12 protein-coding genes are annotated in these 15,113 nt (G+C 74.6%); 9 read left to right on the forward strand and 3 right to left on the reverse strand.

Annotated elements, in window-relative coordinates; translation table 11 throughout:
• Positions 1 to 24: 24 nt before the first annotated feature.
• Positions 25 to 1,674: a fumarate hydratase gene (locus Q1K26_RS12925; RefSeq protein WP_300011176.1), complete on the reverse strand. Its 1,650-nt coding sequence runs from the start codon at positions 1,672 to 1,674 to the stop codon at positions 25 to 27.
• A gap of 180 nt (positions 1,675 to 1,854) precedes the next feature.
• Between Q1K26_RS12925 and Q1K26_RS12930 the strand changes: the two genes are divergently transcribed.
• The 7 genes from Q1K26_RS12930 (at position 1,855) to Q1K26_RS12960 (ending at position 10,582) form a co-directional block, all read left to right on the forward strand.
• Complete coding sequence (locus Q1K26_RS12930; protein WP_300011179.1) at positions 1,855 to 4,221, forward strand: xanthine dehydrogenase family protein molybdopterin-binding subunit; 2,367 nt, start codon at positions 1,855 to 1,857, stop codon at positions 4,219 to 4,221.
• Between the two features lie 202 nt (positions 4,222 to 4,423).
• Complete coding sequence (locus tag Q1K26_RS12935; RefSeq protein ID WP_300011182.1) at positions 4,424 to 5,596, forward strand: serine hydrolase domain-containing protein; 1,173 nt, start codon at positions 4,424 to 4,426, stop codon at positions 5,594 to 5,596.
• A 158-nt stretch (positions 5,597 to 5,754) separates the two neighbouring features.
• Positions 5,755 to 6,585, forward strand: coding sequence for a fumarylacetoacetate hydrolase family protein (locus tag Q1K26_RS12940; protein WP_300011185.1), 831 nt, complete (start codon positions 5,755 to 5,757; stop codon positions 6,583 to 6,585).
• On the forward strand, positions 6,582 to 7,298 hold the full coding sequence (locus Q1K26_RS12945; RefSeq protein WP_300011188.1) for a maleylpyruvate isomerase family mycothiol-dependent enzyme: 717 nt from the start codon (positions 6,582 to 6,584) through the stop codon (positions 7,296 to 7,298). The genes Q1K26_RS12940 and Q1K26_RS12945 overlap by 4 nt, the downstream gene beginning before the upstream one ends.
• A 149-nt stretch (positions 7,299 to 7,447) precedes the next feature.
• Positions 7,448 to 8,908: an RNB domain-containing ribonuclease gene (locus Q1K26_RS12950; RefSeq protein WP_300011191.1), complete on the forward strand. Its 1,461-nt coding sequence runs from the start codon at positions 7,448 to 7,450 to the stop codon at positions 8,906 to 8,908.
• A gap of 18 nt (positions 8,909 to 8,926) precedes the next feature.
• Entirely contained in the window at positions 8,927 to 9,445 is a 519-nt protein-coding gene (locus Q1K26_RS12955) for a Uma2 family endonuclease (protein WP_300011194.1), read from the forward strand.
• Positions 9,446 to 9,499: 54 nt separating this feature from the next.
• Positions 9,500 to 10,582 carry a glutamate-cysteine ligase family protein gene (locus tag Q1K26_RS12960; protein ID WP_300011208.1) on the forward strand — a complete coding sequence of 361 codons (1,083 nt, stop codon included), beginning with the start codon at positions 9,500 to 9,502 and terminating at the stop codon, positions 10,580 to 10,582.
• Between the two features lie 27 nt (positions 10,583 to 10,609).
• Here the strand turns inward: Q1K26_RS12960 and Q1K26_RS12965 are convergent, their stop codons facing one another.
• Both Q1K26_RS12965 and Q1K26_RS12970 read right to left on the reverse strand, forming a co-directional pair.
• Positions 10,610 to 11,014, reverse strand: a complete 405-nt coding sequence (locus Q1K26_RS12965) for a PIN domain-containing protein (protein ID WP_300011197.1) — start codon at positions 11,012 to 11,014, stop codon at positions 10,610 to 10,612.
• Positions 11,007 to 11,234, reverse strand: coding sequence for an AbrB/MazE/SpoVT family DNA-binding domain-containing protein (locus tag Q1K26_RS12970; protein ID WP_300011200.1), 228 nt, complete (start codon positions 11,232 to 11,234; stop codon positions 11,007 to 11,009). Before Q1K26_RS12970 ends, Q1K26_RS12965 begins: the two co-directional genes overlap by 8 nt.
• A 58-nt stretch (positions 11,235 to 11,292) precedes the next feature.
• Between Q1K26_RS12970 and Q1K26_RS12975 the strand changes: the two genes are divergently transcribed.
• Together Q1K26_RS12975 and Q1K26_RS12980 are read left to right on the forward strand one after the other, a co-directional pair.
• Positions 11,293 to 14,316, forward strand: coding sequence for a bifunctional [glutamine synthetase] adenylyltransferase/[glutamine synthetase]-adenylyl-L-tyrosine phosphorylase (locus tag Q1K26_RS12975; RefSeq protein WP_300011210.1), 3,024 nt, complete (start codon positions 11,293 to 11,295; stop codon positions 14,314 to 14,316).
• Between the two features lie 14 nt (positions 14,317 to 14,330).
• Positions 14,331 to 14,966, forward strand: coding sequence for a LysE family translocator (locus Q1K26_RS12980; protein ID WP_300011203.1), 636 nt, complete (start codon positions 14,331 to 14,333; stop codon positions 14,964 to 14,966).
• Positions 14,967 to 15,113 lie beyond the last annotated feature (147 nt).

Below are 15,113 nucleotides of genomic sequence, written 5' to 3' on the forward strand. Positions count from 1 at the left end.
CGGTGAGGGCTCAGCGGTGAGGGTTCAGCGGCGGAAGCTGATCTGCAGGGTGGGCTCGCTGACCCCGGCGAAGAAGTCGTTGCCCTTGTCGTCCACCACGACGAACGCCGGGAAGTCCTCCACCTCGATCCTCCACACCGCCTCCATGCCCAGCTCGGCGTACTCGAGGACGTCGACCCTGCGGATGCAGTCCTGGGCCAGCCGGGCGGCCGGTCCGCCGATGGAGCCGAGGTAGAAGCCGCCGTGCGCGGCGCACGAGTCGGTGACCTGCTGGCTCCGGTTGCCCTTGGCCAGCATCACCAGCGACCCGCCCGCCGCCTGGAACTGTGCGACGTAGGAGTCCATGCGCCCGGCGGTGGTCGGACCGAAGGACCCCGACGCGTAGCCGGAGGGGGTCTTGGCGGGGCCCGCGTAGTAGACGGGATGGTCGCGCAGGTACGCGGGCATCGGCTCGCCCGCGTCCAGCCGCTCGGCGATCTTCGCGTGGGCGATGTCGCGGGCCACGACGAGCGGCCCCGACAACGACACCCGTGTCTTGACCGGCAGCGTGGAGAGCTGTGCGCGGATCTCGTCCATCGGACGGTTCAGGTCGACGCGCACCACCTCGTCGGAGAGCCCCTCGGCGCTGACGTCGGGCAGGAACCGGGCCGGGTCGCGTTCGAGCTGCTCCAGGAACACCCCGTCCGGGGTGATCTTGGCCTTGGCCTGACGGTCGGCCGAGCAGGACACCGCGATGCCGACCGGCAGCGACGCGCCGTGCCGCGGCAGCCGCACCACGCGCACGTCGTGGCAGAAGTACTTCCCGCCGAACTGGGCGCCGATGCCGAACTGCGCGGTGAGCTCCAGGACCTGTTTCTCCAGGTCGTGGTCGCGGAAGGCGTGCCCCAGCTCGGAGCCCGCTGCCGGGAGGTTGTCCAGGTAGCGGGCCGAGGCCAGCTTCGCGACCTTGAGCGTGTACTCCGCCGACATCCCGCCGACGACGACGGCCAGGTGGTAGGGCGGGCAGGCCGAGGTGCCGAGCGAGCGCAGCGTGCGGTCCAGGAACGCGGCGAGCTTCTTCGGGTTCAGCAGCGCCTTCGTCTCCTGGTACAGGAAGGTCTTGTTGGCGCTGCCGCCGCCCTTGGCCATCGTCAGGAACTCGTACCGGGGTTCCCGCCCCGGCGCCGCGTACAGCTCCACCTGGGCGGGCAGGTTGGTGCCGGTGTTGCGCTCGTCCCAGAACGACGTGGGCGCCATCTGCGAGTAGCGCAGGTTGAGCGTGTCGTAGGCCTCGAAGATGCCGCGGGACACGGCCTCCTCGTCGTTCCCGCCGGTCAGGACGGTCTCGGTGCGCTTGCCGATGACGATCGCGGTGCCGGTGTCCTGACACATCGGCAGCACCCCACCCGCGGACACGCAGGCGTTGCGCAGCAGGTCGGTGGCCACGAAGCGGTCGTTCGGCGAGGCCTCGGGGTCGTCGACGATCGCGCGCAGCTGCGCGAGGTGCGAGGGGCGCAGGTAGTGCTGGATGTCGTGCACGGACTCGCGCACCAGTGCGGTGAGGGTGGCCGGCTCGACCTCCAGGAACGTGCGTCCCGCCGCTTCCACCACCCGGCCGGGCGGCAGGTCCAGCCGCCGGTACTCGGTGGTGTCGGGGCCGAGCGGAAGTACCTCTGTGTGGTGGAAGTCAGGCACGCCGTGACGGTAACAAGTGGTCGGGAGGCCGGACCGGCCCCCGACCAGTCCGACCTCCCGGGGGACGCGCGGTGCGGTGAACCACCCGCGCGGGGTCTCCGGATGGAGACCCTCCCCGGGGCCGCGGCGTCCGTCAACCGCTGGCAGGCCCACTGCGGCGAGCGGCCGTAGGGTCAGCGCATGGCTGGATCGATTCTCGGCACGTCCGTCCGCCGGGTCGAGGACCTCGACCTGATCACCGGAGCCGGCACGTACGTGGGCAACCTCCCCCTCGACGGTGGCCTGTACCTGCACTTCGTCCGCTCCCCGCTCGCCCACGGCCGGATCACCGGCATCGCCACCGCCGCGGCCGCTGCCGCCCCCGGTGTCGTCGCCGTGTTCACCGCAGACGATCTCGACCTGCCGGCGCACCACGGGCTCATGGTCGTCAATCCCGATCTGCCCCGCCCACCGCTGGCCACCGGCCGGGTCCGGTTCGTCGGCGAGGCGGTGGCGGTGGTGGTGGCGGAGTCCGCCGCCGCGGGCGCGGACGCCGCCGAGCTGGTCGAGGTCGACTACGAGCCGCTGCCCGCCGTCGTCGATCCGGAGGCGGCGCTCGAACCCGGGGCCGAGCTCCCCTACCCCGAGCTGGGCGGCAACCTCGCCGCCGGGATCCGCGCGCCCGACGACGACGTGCTGGCCGACGCCGAGGTCGTCGTCCGGGCCCGGATGGTCAACCAGCGGCTCGCGGTGCTGCCGATGGAGGGCAACGCGATCGCGGTCCGGCCCGAGCACGGTGGCGGGTTGACGATCTGGGTGTCCACCCAGATGCCGCACGGCTTCCGTGCGCAGGCCGCGACGCTGTTCGGTCTCACGGACGAGCAGGTCCGGGTGATCACCCCGCACGTCGGCGGGGGGTTCGGCGGCAAGGCCGGGATGCTCGCCGAGCACACCACGGCCGTCGCCGTCGCGCGGACGCTGGACCGTCCGGTGCGCTGGGTGGAGACCCGCTCGGAGAACCTCGTGTCGATGCCCCACGGGCGCGCGCAGATCGCCTACTACGAGCTGGGCCTGACCAGGGCGGGGCGGATCACCGGGCTGCGGGCGCGGGTCGTCGCCGACTCGGGGGCCTACGCCGGGTTCGGCGGCGGGCTCGCGATGGGGCCGACGTACACGATGAGCCAGGGCGTCTACGACATCCCGAAGCTGGGCTACGACGCCGCCGTCGTGCTGACGACCACCACCCCGGTCGGCGCGTTCCGCGGGGCGGGCCGACCGGAGGCCACCGCCCACCTGGAGCGGATGATGGACCTGGCCGCCGCCGAGCTGGGCCTGGACCCGGTGGAGATCCGCCGCCGCAACCTCCTCGACCCCGCCGCCTTCCCGCTGACGACGATCCCCGGCGCGCGCTACGACGTCGGCGACTACGACCTGCCGCTGCGCGAGGCGCTGCGCCTGGTCGACTACGACCGGGTCCGGGAGGAGCAGGCCGCCCGCCGGGAGAGCGGTGACCCGGTGCAGGTCGGCGCCGGGATCAGCGTCTACGTGGAGATCACCGCGGGCGGCGGGGGCTCGGAGTTCGGCTCGGTCACCGTGCACGCCGACGGCAGCGCCACCATCTCCGCGGGCACGTCCGGTCACGGGCAGGGCCATCCCACGGCGTTCGCGATGCTCGCCGGCGACCGGCTCGGGATCCCGATGGAGAACATCACGTTCGTGCAGTCCGACACGGCGCTCGTACCGCGGGGCAGCGGCACCGGCGGGTCGAGGTCGCTGCAGATGGGCGGCAACGCGGTGCGCGCCGCCGCCGACGACGTGCTCGAACAGGCCCGCCGCCGGGCCGCGGCACTGCTGGAGGCGGCTGTCGACGACGTGCAGCTGAGCAGGAACGACGAGACGGGGGACGGCGAGTTCGGCGTCAGCGGCGTGCCGGGGGTCACCCTGACCTGGACGCAGGTGGCGAGCGCGGGGGAGGACCTGCACGCCGGGCTCGACTTCCGGCAGGCCGGCGCCACCTTCCCGTTCGGCGCCCACGTGTCGGTGGTGGAGGTCGACACCGACACCGGGAAGGTCACCCCGCGCCGCCACGTCGCCGTCGACGACTGCGGGCGGGTCCTCAACCCGCTGCTCGTCGAGGGACAGCAGCACGGTGGGCTCGCGCAGGGCGTGGCGCAGGCGCTGTACGAGGAGGTCGTGTTCGACGCCGACGGGCAGCCGCTCACGGCTACGCTCGCCGACTACCGGATGCCGACCGCGGCCGACCTGTTCGCCTTCGAGGCCTCGACGACCGAGACCCCGACCCCGATGAACCCGCTGGGCGCCAAGGGCATCGGCGAGTCGGCGACGGTCGGGGCCACGCCCGCGGTGCAGAACGCCGTGATCGACGCACTGGCCCCGCTCGGGGTGCGCCACATCGACCTGCCGTGCACCCCGGAGCGGGTGTGGCGTGCGGTGCGCCACGCCCGCGCCGGCACCCTGCCGGACCCGTGGCGCGAGCCGCCGGCGATCTTCGCGACCCTCCCGGTCCGGGGCCGCGCGACGGCCGCGCCGGAGGGTGGCGAGATCTGACGCCCCCACGTTCCTCGGCGACGAGTGGGACTCTCGTACGAACCCGTGCGACGAGGGTCCCACTCGTCCCTCCGTGGCGGGGCGAGGACCTGTCCGATCCGGTAGGTGCGCCACCCCCATCTGTGTGCCTGCGTTGACGCGTCCGGCGGTCCCGAGAAGGCTGTGAGGCGACCCACACCGAGCCCCGTGAGGAGCGATTTCCGTGAGTTCGACGATCGACCCAGGTGCCATCGACCGAGTGCTCCAGGACGCCGTGGACAGCGGTGCCGTACCCCACGTCGCGGCCATCGCGGCGAACCGCGACGGCGTGATCTACGAGGGCGCGGCCGGCAAGGTGATCGCCGGGGAGAGCGCCGACGTCACCCCCGGCACGCAGTTCCGGATCATGTCCATGACGAAGATGATCGCCACGGCCACGGCACTGCAGCAGGTGGAGGCGGGCACCCTGGAGCTGGACGCCCCCGTCGACACCTACCTCCCCGAGTTCGCCGACCTGCAGGTGCTGGAGGGCTTCGACGGCGACACCCCGAAGCTGCGACCCGCGGGCAGCCGGGCCACCGTCAAGCAGCTCATCACCCACACGGCCGGCCTGGGCTACTGGTTCTGGAACCCCGAGCTCGTCGAGTTCGAGGCCAAGACCGGCATCGCGAACGTCGTCCCCGGGACGATGGACGCCTTCACGGCGCCGCTGGTGGCCGACCCGGGCACCGTCTTCAACTACGGCATCAACACCGACTGGCTGGGCCGGGTGGTCGAGGCGGTCGCCGGCACCACGCTCGACGTGGTGGTCAAGGACCGCATCACCGGACCGCTGGGGATGAACGACACCACCTTCCAGCTCGACGACCAGCAGCTCGCCGGCGCGGCCACCGTGCACGTCAAGGGCGAGGACGGCAGCTGGGTCTCCGCGGGCCCCGACGTCGTGTCCCGCACCCCGCAGTGGTGGCCCGCCGGGCACGGCCTCTACTCCACCCCGCGCGACTACATCAGGTTCGAGCGCGCGCTGCTGCGCGGCGGGGAGCTCGACGGCACGCGGATCCTGCAGGAGGCCACGGTGGCCGCGGCGTTCCAGAACCAGATCGGGGACCTCGACTTCCCGGCCGAGATCGCCACCGCCGACCCGCCGATCACCGACACCCTCGCCGTCGGCCCCGGCTACAAGTGGGGCTACGGCCTGCTGATCAACACCCAGGACGTGCCGGGCAGGCGCCGGGCGGGCTCGGGTGCGTGGGCCGGGCTGTTCAACACCCACTTCTGGGTGGACCCGACCACGGGGATCTGCGCCTCGATCTACACCAACTCGCTGCCGTTCATCACGCCGGAGGCGATGGGCATGTACGGCGCCTTCGAGGACGCGCTCTACGCCTCGCTCTGAGTCACACCACCTGGTCGCCTGCGCTCGTCGCGGGAGTGCCGCGGCGTGCTGTGGTGAATGTGACCGCGCAGGCTCGGTCACGACGGCCCGCCCCCGGGATGCCGGTCGGGGGCGGGCTGGGCGAGACTGCCCGCCGTGACGAACGAGGAGTGCACGCGATGAGGCTGGCCACGATCCGCACCGCCACCGGGACGCGGGCGGTGCGCGTCGGCGACACCGCCGCGGTGGAGACCGGCGACGCCGACGTCCGTGCCCTGCTGGAGCGTCCCGACTGGGCGGCGCACGCCGCGGCCGCCGCCGGGCCGACGCACGAGATCGACGGCCTCGACTACGCGCCGCTCGTCCCGTCCCCCGAGAAGATCGTCTGCGTGGGCTTGAACTACCGCGACCACGTGCTGGAGATGGGCAACCAGCTCCCCGAGTACCCCACGCTGTTCGGCAAGTACGCGCCGGCGCTGGTCGGCGCACGTGACGACGTCGTGCTGCCCGCGGCGTCGGACCAGGTCGACTGGGAGGCCGAGCTCACCGTGGTCATCGGCACGCCCGTGCGGCACGCCACCCGGGACCAGGCGCAGGCCGCGATCGCCGGCTACACCGTGCTCAACGACGTCAGCGTGCGCGACTACCAGCGCCGCACCGGCCAGTTCCTGCAGGGCAAGACGTTCGAGCACACCACCCCGCTCGGCCCGTGGCTGGTGACACCCGACGAGCTCCCCGACGGCGGCTGGGAGATCTCCACGACGCTCGACGGCGAGGTCGTGCAGCGCTCCTCGACCTCGGAGCTGGTGTTCGGGGCCGTCGACCTGGTCGTCTACCTCTCGGGGATCCTCACGCTCAACCCCGGCGACGTGATCGCGACCGGCACTCCCGGCGGCGTCGGGCACGCCCGCACGCCCCCGCGCTACCTCACCGACGGCGCCGAGCTGGTCACCTCGATCGCCGGGATCGGGGAGCTGCGCAACACCTGCCGCCGGGAGCGGCGCCCGTGACCAGGACGCTCGCCGAGACGCTCGCGTGGGCGGGCGACGGTGCCGCGCACCTGCGCGGGCTGATGGCCCGGATGGGTGACGACGCGTTCGCCGCGAAGTCGGGGCTCCCCGGCTGGAGCCGCGCGCACGTGCTCACCCACATCGCCCGCAACGCCGACGGCATGATCAATTTGCTGACGTGGGCGCGCACGGGCGTCGAGACCCCGGCGTACGCGAGCACCGAGGCCCGCGACGCCGACATCGAGGCCGGGTCCACGCGGTCGCCCGCCGAGATCCGCGACGACGTGGTCGACTCCTCCGACCGCCTCGCGCAGGCGGTGCGCGAGATGCCGGAGCAGGCCTGGAGCGCGACGGTCCGCAACGTGCAGGGCGTCGAGATCCCGGCCACCGACATCCCGTGGGTGCGGGCCCGGGAGATGTGGATCCACGCCGTCGACCTGGACGTGGGCGCGTCGCTCGCCGACCTGCCCGCGCCGATGCTCGCGGAGCTGGTCTCCGAGGTCGTCGGGATCGTCGGGGCCCGTGAGGGTTGCCCGCCGCTGCGGCTGGTCGCCCTCGACCAGGAGCTGAGCTGGACCCTCGGCGACGGCAGCGCAGGTGACGTGATCGGGCCGTCGGCGTCGCTGGCCGGCTGGGTGCTGGGCCGCTCGCGGGGCAAGGACCTGCGCGCCGCCGACGGACGCAGGCCCCCGGCGCTGCCCCGCTGGCTCTGACCCCCCACCCTCCCCGCGAGTCGGGGTCTGCGTGCGCGCGAGTCGGGGTCTGGATGTGCGCGAGTCGGGGTTTCCGTGCGCGCGAGTGGGTCTGCGTGCGCCGTGTCGGCCCGTCCGTGGGCGGGGGCCGGGCGTGGGAGGCTCCCGGCGTGCGCCCCGACCCCGCAGGACCCGGCACCGCAGGACCCGCCGCCGGCCCGGTCCCCGACTTCGCCGCCGTCCGCGCCGAGTTCGACCTGCCCGAGCGGTTCCCGCCCGACGTGCTGGCCGAGGCGGCGCGCGTGGCGTCGGCCCCCGCCGGCGGGGACCGGGTGGACGCCACCGGCGTCGAGCTGGTGACGATCGACCCGCCCGGCTCGATGGACCTCGACCAGGCCCTCGGTGTCACCCGGTCCGGCTCCGGGTTCCGCGTGCACTACGCGATCGCCGACCTCGGTGCCGTCGTCGCCCCGGGCGGGGCGCTGGACGCGGAGGTGCGTCGCCGCGGGCAGACGTTCTACCTGCCCGACGGGTCCGTCCCGCTGCACCCGCCGGTGCTGTCCGAGGGCGCGGCGAGCCTGCTCCCGGACGAGCCGCGCGCCGCGGTGCTCTGGACGCTGGACCTCGACCCCGGCGGCGAGATCACCACGGTCGACGTGCGGCGCGCCACCGTTGCGTCGCGGGCCCGGCTGGACTACGCGGGCGTGCAGGCCGACGTCGACGGCGGCCGGGTGCACCCCGCGATCGCCGCGCTGCCCGAGCTGGGCCCGCTGCGCCGCGCGCTCGCGGTGCGGCGCGGTGCGATCGAGCTGGAGCTGCCCGAGCAGGAGGTGCTCCCCGACGGCGCCGGCGGCTGGACGGTGCGGGTGCGCCGCCGCGTCGACGTCGAGGCCTGGAACGCCGAGATCTCGCTGCTGACGGGCATGGCGGCGGGCGCGATGATGCTCGACGCAGGTGTGGGTCTGCTGCGCACGCTGCCCGCGCCGGAGCCGGGCGCGCTCGAGTCGTTCGCGCGGACGGCCCGCGACCTGGGTTTCGCCGCGGCGGGTCGGCCGACCGTGCACCAGGTGGCCGGGTTGCTCGTCGGTCTGCCGCAGGACAGCGCGCCCGCGCTCGCCCTGCGCCGCGCGGCCACCGCGCTGCTGCGCGGGGCCGGGTACACCGCATTCGACTCCATGGCCGGCACGCAACCGCCCGCGGACCCGGGTCACGGCGGGATCGGGGCGCCCTACGCGCACGTGACGGCGCCGCTGCGGCGGCTGGCGGACCGCTTCGGCACCGAGGTGTGCCTGGCCCTGGCCGCGGGGGAGGAGCTCCCGGACTGGCTGCGGGCGGCGCTCCCGGCCCAGCCGGAGATCATGGAGGTCTCCGACGGACGCGCCGCGCAGGTCGACCGGGCCTGCGTCGACCGCACCGAGGCCGCCATGCTCGCGGGCCGCGTCGGTGAGGAGTTCGAGGTGGTCGTGCTGCGTCCCGCGGACGCGGGCGGCAGCGGTGAGGTCTACCTGGCCGACCCGCCGGTGCTGGCCCGCTGCGCGGGGCCGCTCGCCGCCGGCGCCGTCACGTCGGTGCGCCTGGTCCAGGCCGACCCGGCCACCGGGCGCATCGATTTCGCCGCCACGGGCTCCTGACCGGCCTACACTTCGCCCATGACCGCGGTGTTCCTGCACGACCCCCCCGAAGTGCTCCAGGAGTGGCTCGAGCGTCGCCGGGCGCTGGGCCAGGACGGGTTCGACGAGGTGTGGGAGGGGGTGTACCACGTGGCGCCGATGGCGCACGGTCGGCAGGGGCGGACCGAGCACGCGCTCGTCCTCGCGCTTCACGGGCGCGCGCGCTCGGCCGGTCTGGTGGGCAGCGGACCGGTCACCATCGGTCGTCCCGACGACTACCGGGTCCCGGACGCGGTCTATCTGCGGACGCGGGAGACCGAGCTGTGGAACCCGACCGCCGCGATCGTCGTCGAGATCCTCTCCCCGAACGACGAGTCCCGGCGCAAGTTCGACTTCTACTTCCGCGCCGGGGTCGAGGAGATGCTGCTGGTCGACCCGCTGGAGCGCACCGTCGAGTGGTACGTCCGCGGCGCCGACGCGTTCGTCCCGGCCGAGCGCAGCGCGCTGCTCGGCGTCACCGCGGCCGGGCTGGCCGCCGAGATCGAGTGGCCTGACTGAGGGTAGCCTCACCACGGCGGCACGACCGGTCCGCCCGGATCGGGTGGGAGCGTGATGTTCCGCTACGGCATCGAGCACGAGCTGGCGCTGCTGCGCGCCGACGGCCGCTTCGCCGACTTCACCGACGTCTCCTTCGCCGAACTGCAGGACGTCGTCGACGGCCTCCCCGAGGACCCGGCCGACTACCCCGGCCTGCGTATCGGTGACGTCGGGATCAAGCGCAAGCGCTGGTACGTCGAGGGCTACGAGCGGTTCGACGAGTCGGGCACGCTGGTGCGCTGCGACCCCAAGGGCCTGGAGATCCGCACCCGCATCCACGACTCGGTCGACGCCGCCGTGGCCGCGCTGCGGGCCGACCTCGCGCTCCTCGACGCCGCGCTGGCCGGCCGCGACCTGCGCACGACGGTGATCGCGTTCAACCCGGTGCGCACCGCATACGCCGTCGAGCCGCCGCTCAACGCGTGGGAGCGGGCGCACCGGCAGGGCTCGCCCGAGGAGCGCACCGCGCACCTGCACATGCTCACCTACGGCCCCGATCTCAACCTGTCCGCCGACGAGATCGCCGATCCCGTCGACGTCGCGCGCAAGCTCACCCACTACAGCCCGTGGCTGGTGCCGCTGTCGTTCTCCTCGCCGTTCCGCGGCGGCGCACCCTGGGGCGGCCTGTCCGCCCGCACGCACCTGCGCACGGGTGCCCGACCGGCCGCGCTGGTCTTCCTGGACGCCTCGGGGGAGCAGATCCCCAGCGACCCGTCGCTGACCCAGCCGGCGCGTCTGCCCGCGGAGGTCGGCCGCATCGAGTTCAAGGCGTTCGACGCCTGCCCCGACCCGGCCCTCTACGGCGAGCTGCTCAGCCTGCTCACCGGTCTGGCCCTGGACGACACCCTGCTCGGCCGCCGCACCACCCCCGACGCGGCGCTGCACCGGCAGGTGGCGCGCGAGGGTCTGGGCGACGACGCCGTGCACGCCGCGACCGGGGTGCTGCTCACCGCGGCCGACCGCGCCCTGGCCGGGCGCCCCGCCGACCGCGACCGCCTCGCCGCGCTCCGGGCCCGGTGGGAGCGCCGTGAGTGCCCGGCGACGGCGCTGCTGGCCCGCTACGACGCGGGGGAACCGGTGGCGGGCCTGCGGCGCTGAAGGGGGCCGGGTGCGGCGTTCCCGCGGTCAGGGCGAGATCAGCTCCACGGTCGGGAAGTACGTGCGGTAGCGGGCCGCATCCCGGCTCAGCAGCCGCAGCCCGAGCACGGCGGCATGGGCACCGATCAGGAAGTCGGGCAACGTCGACGTGCGGGTCCCGCCGCGTGCGCGGTACTCGCGGAAGCAGCGGGTGGCGAGGAAACCCGCGGGCCAGGGCAGGTTGGCGCGGACGAACCGGTCGCCGAGGGCGGCGTCCAGCGCCTCGACGGTCGTGAAGCGCAGCGAGATCTCGGCGTAGATCACCTGGTTGATCACGACCGGTCCCCGGTCGACCGCCTCCGCGAGGCGCTCGGCCGACCAGGACCCCCATCCGGGGTCCCGGGTGAACAGGTCGAGAAGGATGTTCGAGTCGACCAGCGTTGCCTCACCCACCGCGGGTGAGCGCAATAATCTCGTCGGTGCTCAGGTCGACGTCACCTCGTCCGAGCAGTGCCTCGACGGCCCTCCTGCCGCGTCCGGTCGGGCCGGTGGCCACCACGATGACGGCGACGCCGTCGCGCACGACCACGTCGACCTCGTCCCCGGCCTCGAGCCCCAGCTCACGGCGGACCTGCTGCGGGATCGTGATCTGCCCCTTGCTGGTGATGCGCACCAGGTAAGAGTAGCGCTGGTAAGAGCCTGCCTTCGGACCCTCGGCCCGATACGGCAGGATCGGGCGCGTGACGCGCACCGGCACCTCGCTCGCGCGGCTCGGGCTCACGGAGCCCTGGGCCGAGGCCACCCTCACGGCCCTGGGGTGGTGGTCGGGCGACAGGCCCGCCGCGGGGGCCGAGCCGATCATGTGGGCGCTGGCCCGGAGCCCCGATCCGGACCTCGCGCTGCGCGCGGCCGAGCGGCTGGTCGCGGCCGTCCCGGACCGGCCCGCGTTCGACGCGGCCCTGCGCTCCGACGTCGCGCTGCGCGGGAGGCTGCTCGCGCTGCTGGGCAGCTCCACCGCCCTCGGTGATCACCTCGTCACCCACCCGGACCGCTGGCACCGCCTCACCGGTGCGGCGCGACCCGACCCGTCCGGGTACGCCGCCGCCCTGCTCACCGCCGTCGGTGCCGACCCGTCGGCGCCGCCCGCCGGGTCCGCCGCGGGCGGGCGGGCCGGGCTGACCGGTGTCGAGGCGATCGTCGCGCTGCGCACCGCCTACCTCGACGAGCTGCTGGTGCTCGCGGCGTCGGACCTCGCCGCGGTGGGGGAGCCGGAGCTCGCGGTGCTGGAGGTCGACGACGTCGCCGCGCACCTGTCCGACCTCGCCGCCGCCGCGCTGCAGGCCGCGATCGCGGTGGCCGCGGCCGAGGCCTTCCCGAACGGCGACGACGCCGGTGGCGGGCGGCTGGCCGTCATCGCGATGGGCAAGTGCGGCGGGCACGAGCTGAACTACGTCAGCGACGTCGACGTGGTGTTCGTCGCCGAGCCCGCGGACGCCGACGCGGCCAAGCTCGCCGCGCGCATGATGCGGGTGGCGGGGGAGGCGTGCTTCGAGGTGGACGCCAACCTGCGCCCCGAGGGCCGCCAGGGCGAGCTGGTCCGCACCCTGGACGGGCACGTGTCCTACTACCGGCGCTGGGCCAAGACCTGGGAGTTCCAGGCGCTGCTCAAGGCCCGCCCGATCGCCGGGGACGTCGAGCTGGGCGCCGCATACCTCGACGCCGTCGCGCCGATGGTGTGGAGCGCCGCCGAGCGCGACGGGTTCGTCGCCGACGTGCAGGCGATGCGCCGCCGGGTGGAGGACCACGTCAAGCCCGAGATCGCCGAGCGGGAGCTGAAGCTGGGCCGCGGCGGGCTGCGCGACGTCGAGTTCGCGGTGCAGCTGCTGCAGCTCGTGCACGGCCGCACCGACGACGCGCTGCGCTCGCCGACCACGCTGGCCGCGCTCGCCGCGCTGTCCGACGGCGGCTACGTCGCCCGCGAGGACGGGGCCAACCTCGCCGCGTCCTACCGCTTCCTCCGCCTGCTCGAGCACCGCCTCCAGCTGCAGAAGCTGCGCCGCACCCACCTGCTGCCCGCCGCCGACGACACCTCGGCGCTGCGCTGGCTCGCCCGGGCCGCGCGGCTGCGTCGCGACGGGCGACGCGACGCCGTCGGGGTGCTGCTCGCCGAGTGGACGCGCAACGCGCGCCGGGTGCGGCGGCTGCACGAGAAGCTGTTCTACCGGCCGCTGCTCTCCGCGGTGTCCCGGCTGCCCGCCGACACCGCGCGGCTGTCCGAGCCCGCCGCGGCGGCCCGGATGGCGGCACTGGGCTGGGCGTCGCCGGAGGGTGCCCTGGGGCACCTGCGGGCGCTGACCGGCGGCGTGTCGCGTGCGGCGTCCATCCAGCAGACGTTGCTGCCGGTGCTGCTCGACGAGCTGTCGGGCAGCCCCGACCCGGACCGCGGGCTGCTCGCCTACCGCCGCGTCTCCGAGGCGCTGGCGGCCACCCCCTGGTACCTGCGGCTCCTGCGCGACGAGGGCCTCGTGGTGTCCCGGCTGATGAAGCTGCTCGGCACGTCGGCGCTGGTGCCCGATCTGCTGGTGCGCGCGCCGGAGGTGCTGCGGTTGCTCGCCGCGCCGACCGCCGGACAGGCAGACGAGCTGACGCGCGACCCGGCGGAGGTCGCGGCGTCGCTGCGCACGACGGTGGCCCGCCAGCACGACCCGGACACCGCCGCGGCCACCGCCCGCTCGCTGCGCCGCCACGAGATGCTGCGCGTCGCGTGCGCGGACCTGCTCGGCATGCTCGACACCGAGCAGGTGTGCGCGGCGCTGTCGGCGGTGTGGGTGGCGGTGCTGGAGGCGACGCTGGCGTCGGTGCAGCGGGCGCTGTCGACCGGGCCCGCGCCCGCGACGATCTCCGTCATCGGGATGGGGCGGCTCGGCGGCGCGGAGCTGGGCTACAGCAGCGACGCCGACGTGATGTTCGTGTGCGAGCCGGCGAACGGGGCAACGGACTCCGAGGCGGTCAAGTACGCGACGACGGTGGCCGAGACGGTGCGCCGCCGCCTCGGCGCCCCGAGCCCGGACCCGGCGCTCGTCGTCGACGCCGACCTGCGGCCCGAGGGCCGGTCGGGCCCGTTGGTACGCACGCTCGCCTCGTACGCCGCGTACTACGCGCGGTGGTCGGAGCAGTGGGAGGCCCAGGCCCTGCTGCGGGCCCGGCCGATCGCGGGCGACGCCGACCTCGGGAGGCGCTTCGTCGCCCTGATCGACCCGATCCGCTACCCGGCCGCGGGTCTCGACGCCGCCGCGGTGACCGAGATCCGCCGCATCAAGGCCCGCGTCGACGCCGAGCGGCTGCCCCGCGGGGCCGACCGCAGCCTGCACACCAAGCTCGGGCTCGGCGGGCTGGCCGACGTCGAATGGACGGTGCAGCTGCTGCAGCTCCAGCACGCGGGCGACCTGCCCGAGCTGCGCACGACGTCCACGCTGGAGGGATTGCGCGAGGCCGGGGAGGCCGGGCTGCTGGCCGCCGAGGACGTCGCCGAGCTGGTGACGGGCTGGAGCACCGCCACCCGCGCCCGCAACGCCGTGATGCTCGTGCGCGGCAAGCCCGGCGACCAGCTGCCGCGTTCGGGCCGCGAGCTCGCCGCGGTGGCCGCCGCGCTGGGCTACCCCGCCGACGGGGACTCCGGGGTGTTCCTCGACGAGTACCGGCGCACCACCCGCCGCTCCCGCGCGGTCGTGGAGCGGGTCTTCTACGGCTGGTGAGTACCGTCGGGCCGGTGCCGTCGATCGAGACCCTCGTGACGTTCGGGCTGGCGGGGATCGTGCTCGTGGTGATCCCCGGGCCCAGCGTGCTGTTCATCGTCGGCCGCGCGCTGGCGCACGGCCGCCGCGCGGCCCTGACCAGCGTCGCCGGCAACACCACCGGCGCGGCGCTGGTGGTGGTCGTGGTGGCGCTCGGGCTCGGGGCGGTGGCCGCACGGTCGGTGGCGGTGTTCACGACGCTCAAGCTCGCCGGCGCCGCGTACCTGGTGTACCTCGGCGTGCAGACGATCCGGCACCGCGGCGACCTGACCGCGGCGCTGGGCGGCGCACCCGGCACCGTGGACCGGCGCCTGTACTGGCAGGGGGTGGTGGTCGGCGCCACCAACCCCAAGGTGCTGATCTTCTTCGCGGCCGTGCTGCCGCAGTTCGTCGACACCTCCGCGGGCAGCGCGACCACCCAGATGCTGGTGCTCGGCCTCGTCTTCGCGCTGATCGCGGCCGGTCTGGACAGCATGTGGGGCCTCGCGGCCGGCACCGCGCGGGAGTGGTTCGCCACCTCGCCGGCGCGGCTGCGGCGACTGGGTGGTCTCGGCGGCGTCACGATGATCGTGATGGGTGCGGGTCTCGCGGTGAGCGGCCGCAAGGACTGAGCGACCCGATGCGTGGTGGCCCGCGGCCCCGACTCGCGCGCACGCAGGGCCCGACTCGCGCGCACGCAGGGCCCGACTCGCGCGCACGCAGGGCCCGACTCGCGCGCACGCAGGGCCCGACTCGCGCGCACGCAGGGCCCGACTCGC

The sequence above is a fragment of the Pseudonocardia sp. genome (assembly GCF_029263155.1).
Classification (GTDB): domain Bacteria; phylum Actinomycetota; class Actinomycetes; order Mycobacteriales; family Pseudonocardiaceae; genus Pseudonocardia.

Bases quoted from the DNA above. Each gene is read 5' to 3' on its own strand.
- Q1K26_RS12930 (WP_300011179.1), top strand. From the start codon at position 1,855: ATGGCTGGATCGATTCTCGGCACGTCCGTCCGCCGGGTCGAGGACCTC.
- Q1K26_RS12940 (WP_300011185.1), top strand. From the start codon at position 5,755: ATGAGGCTGGCCACGATCCGCACCGCCACCGGGACGCGGGCGGTGCGC.
- Q1K26_RS12955 (WP_300011194.1), top strand. From the start codon at position 8,927: ATGACCGCGGTGTTCCTGCACGACCCCCCCGAAGTGCTCCAGGAGTGG.
- Q1K26_RS12960 (WP_300011208.1), top strand. From the start codon at position 9,500: ATGTTCCGCTACGGCATCGAGCACGAGCTGGCGCTGCTGCGCGCCGAC.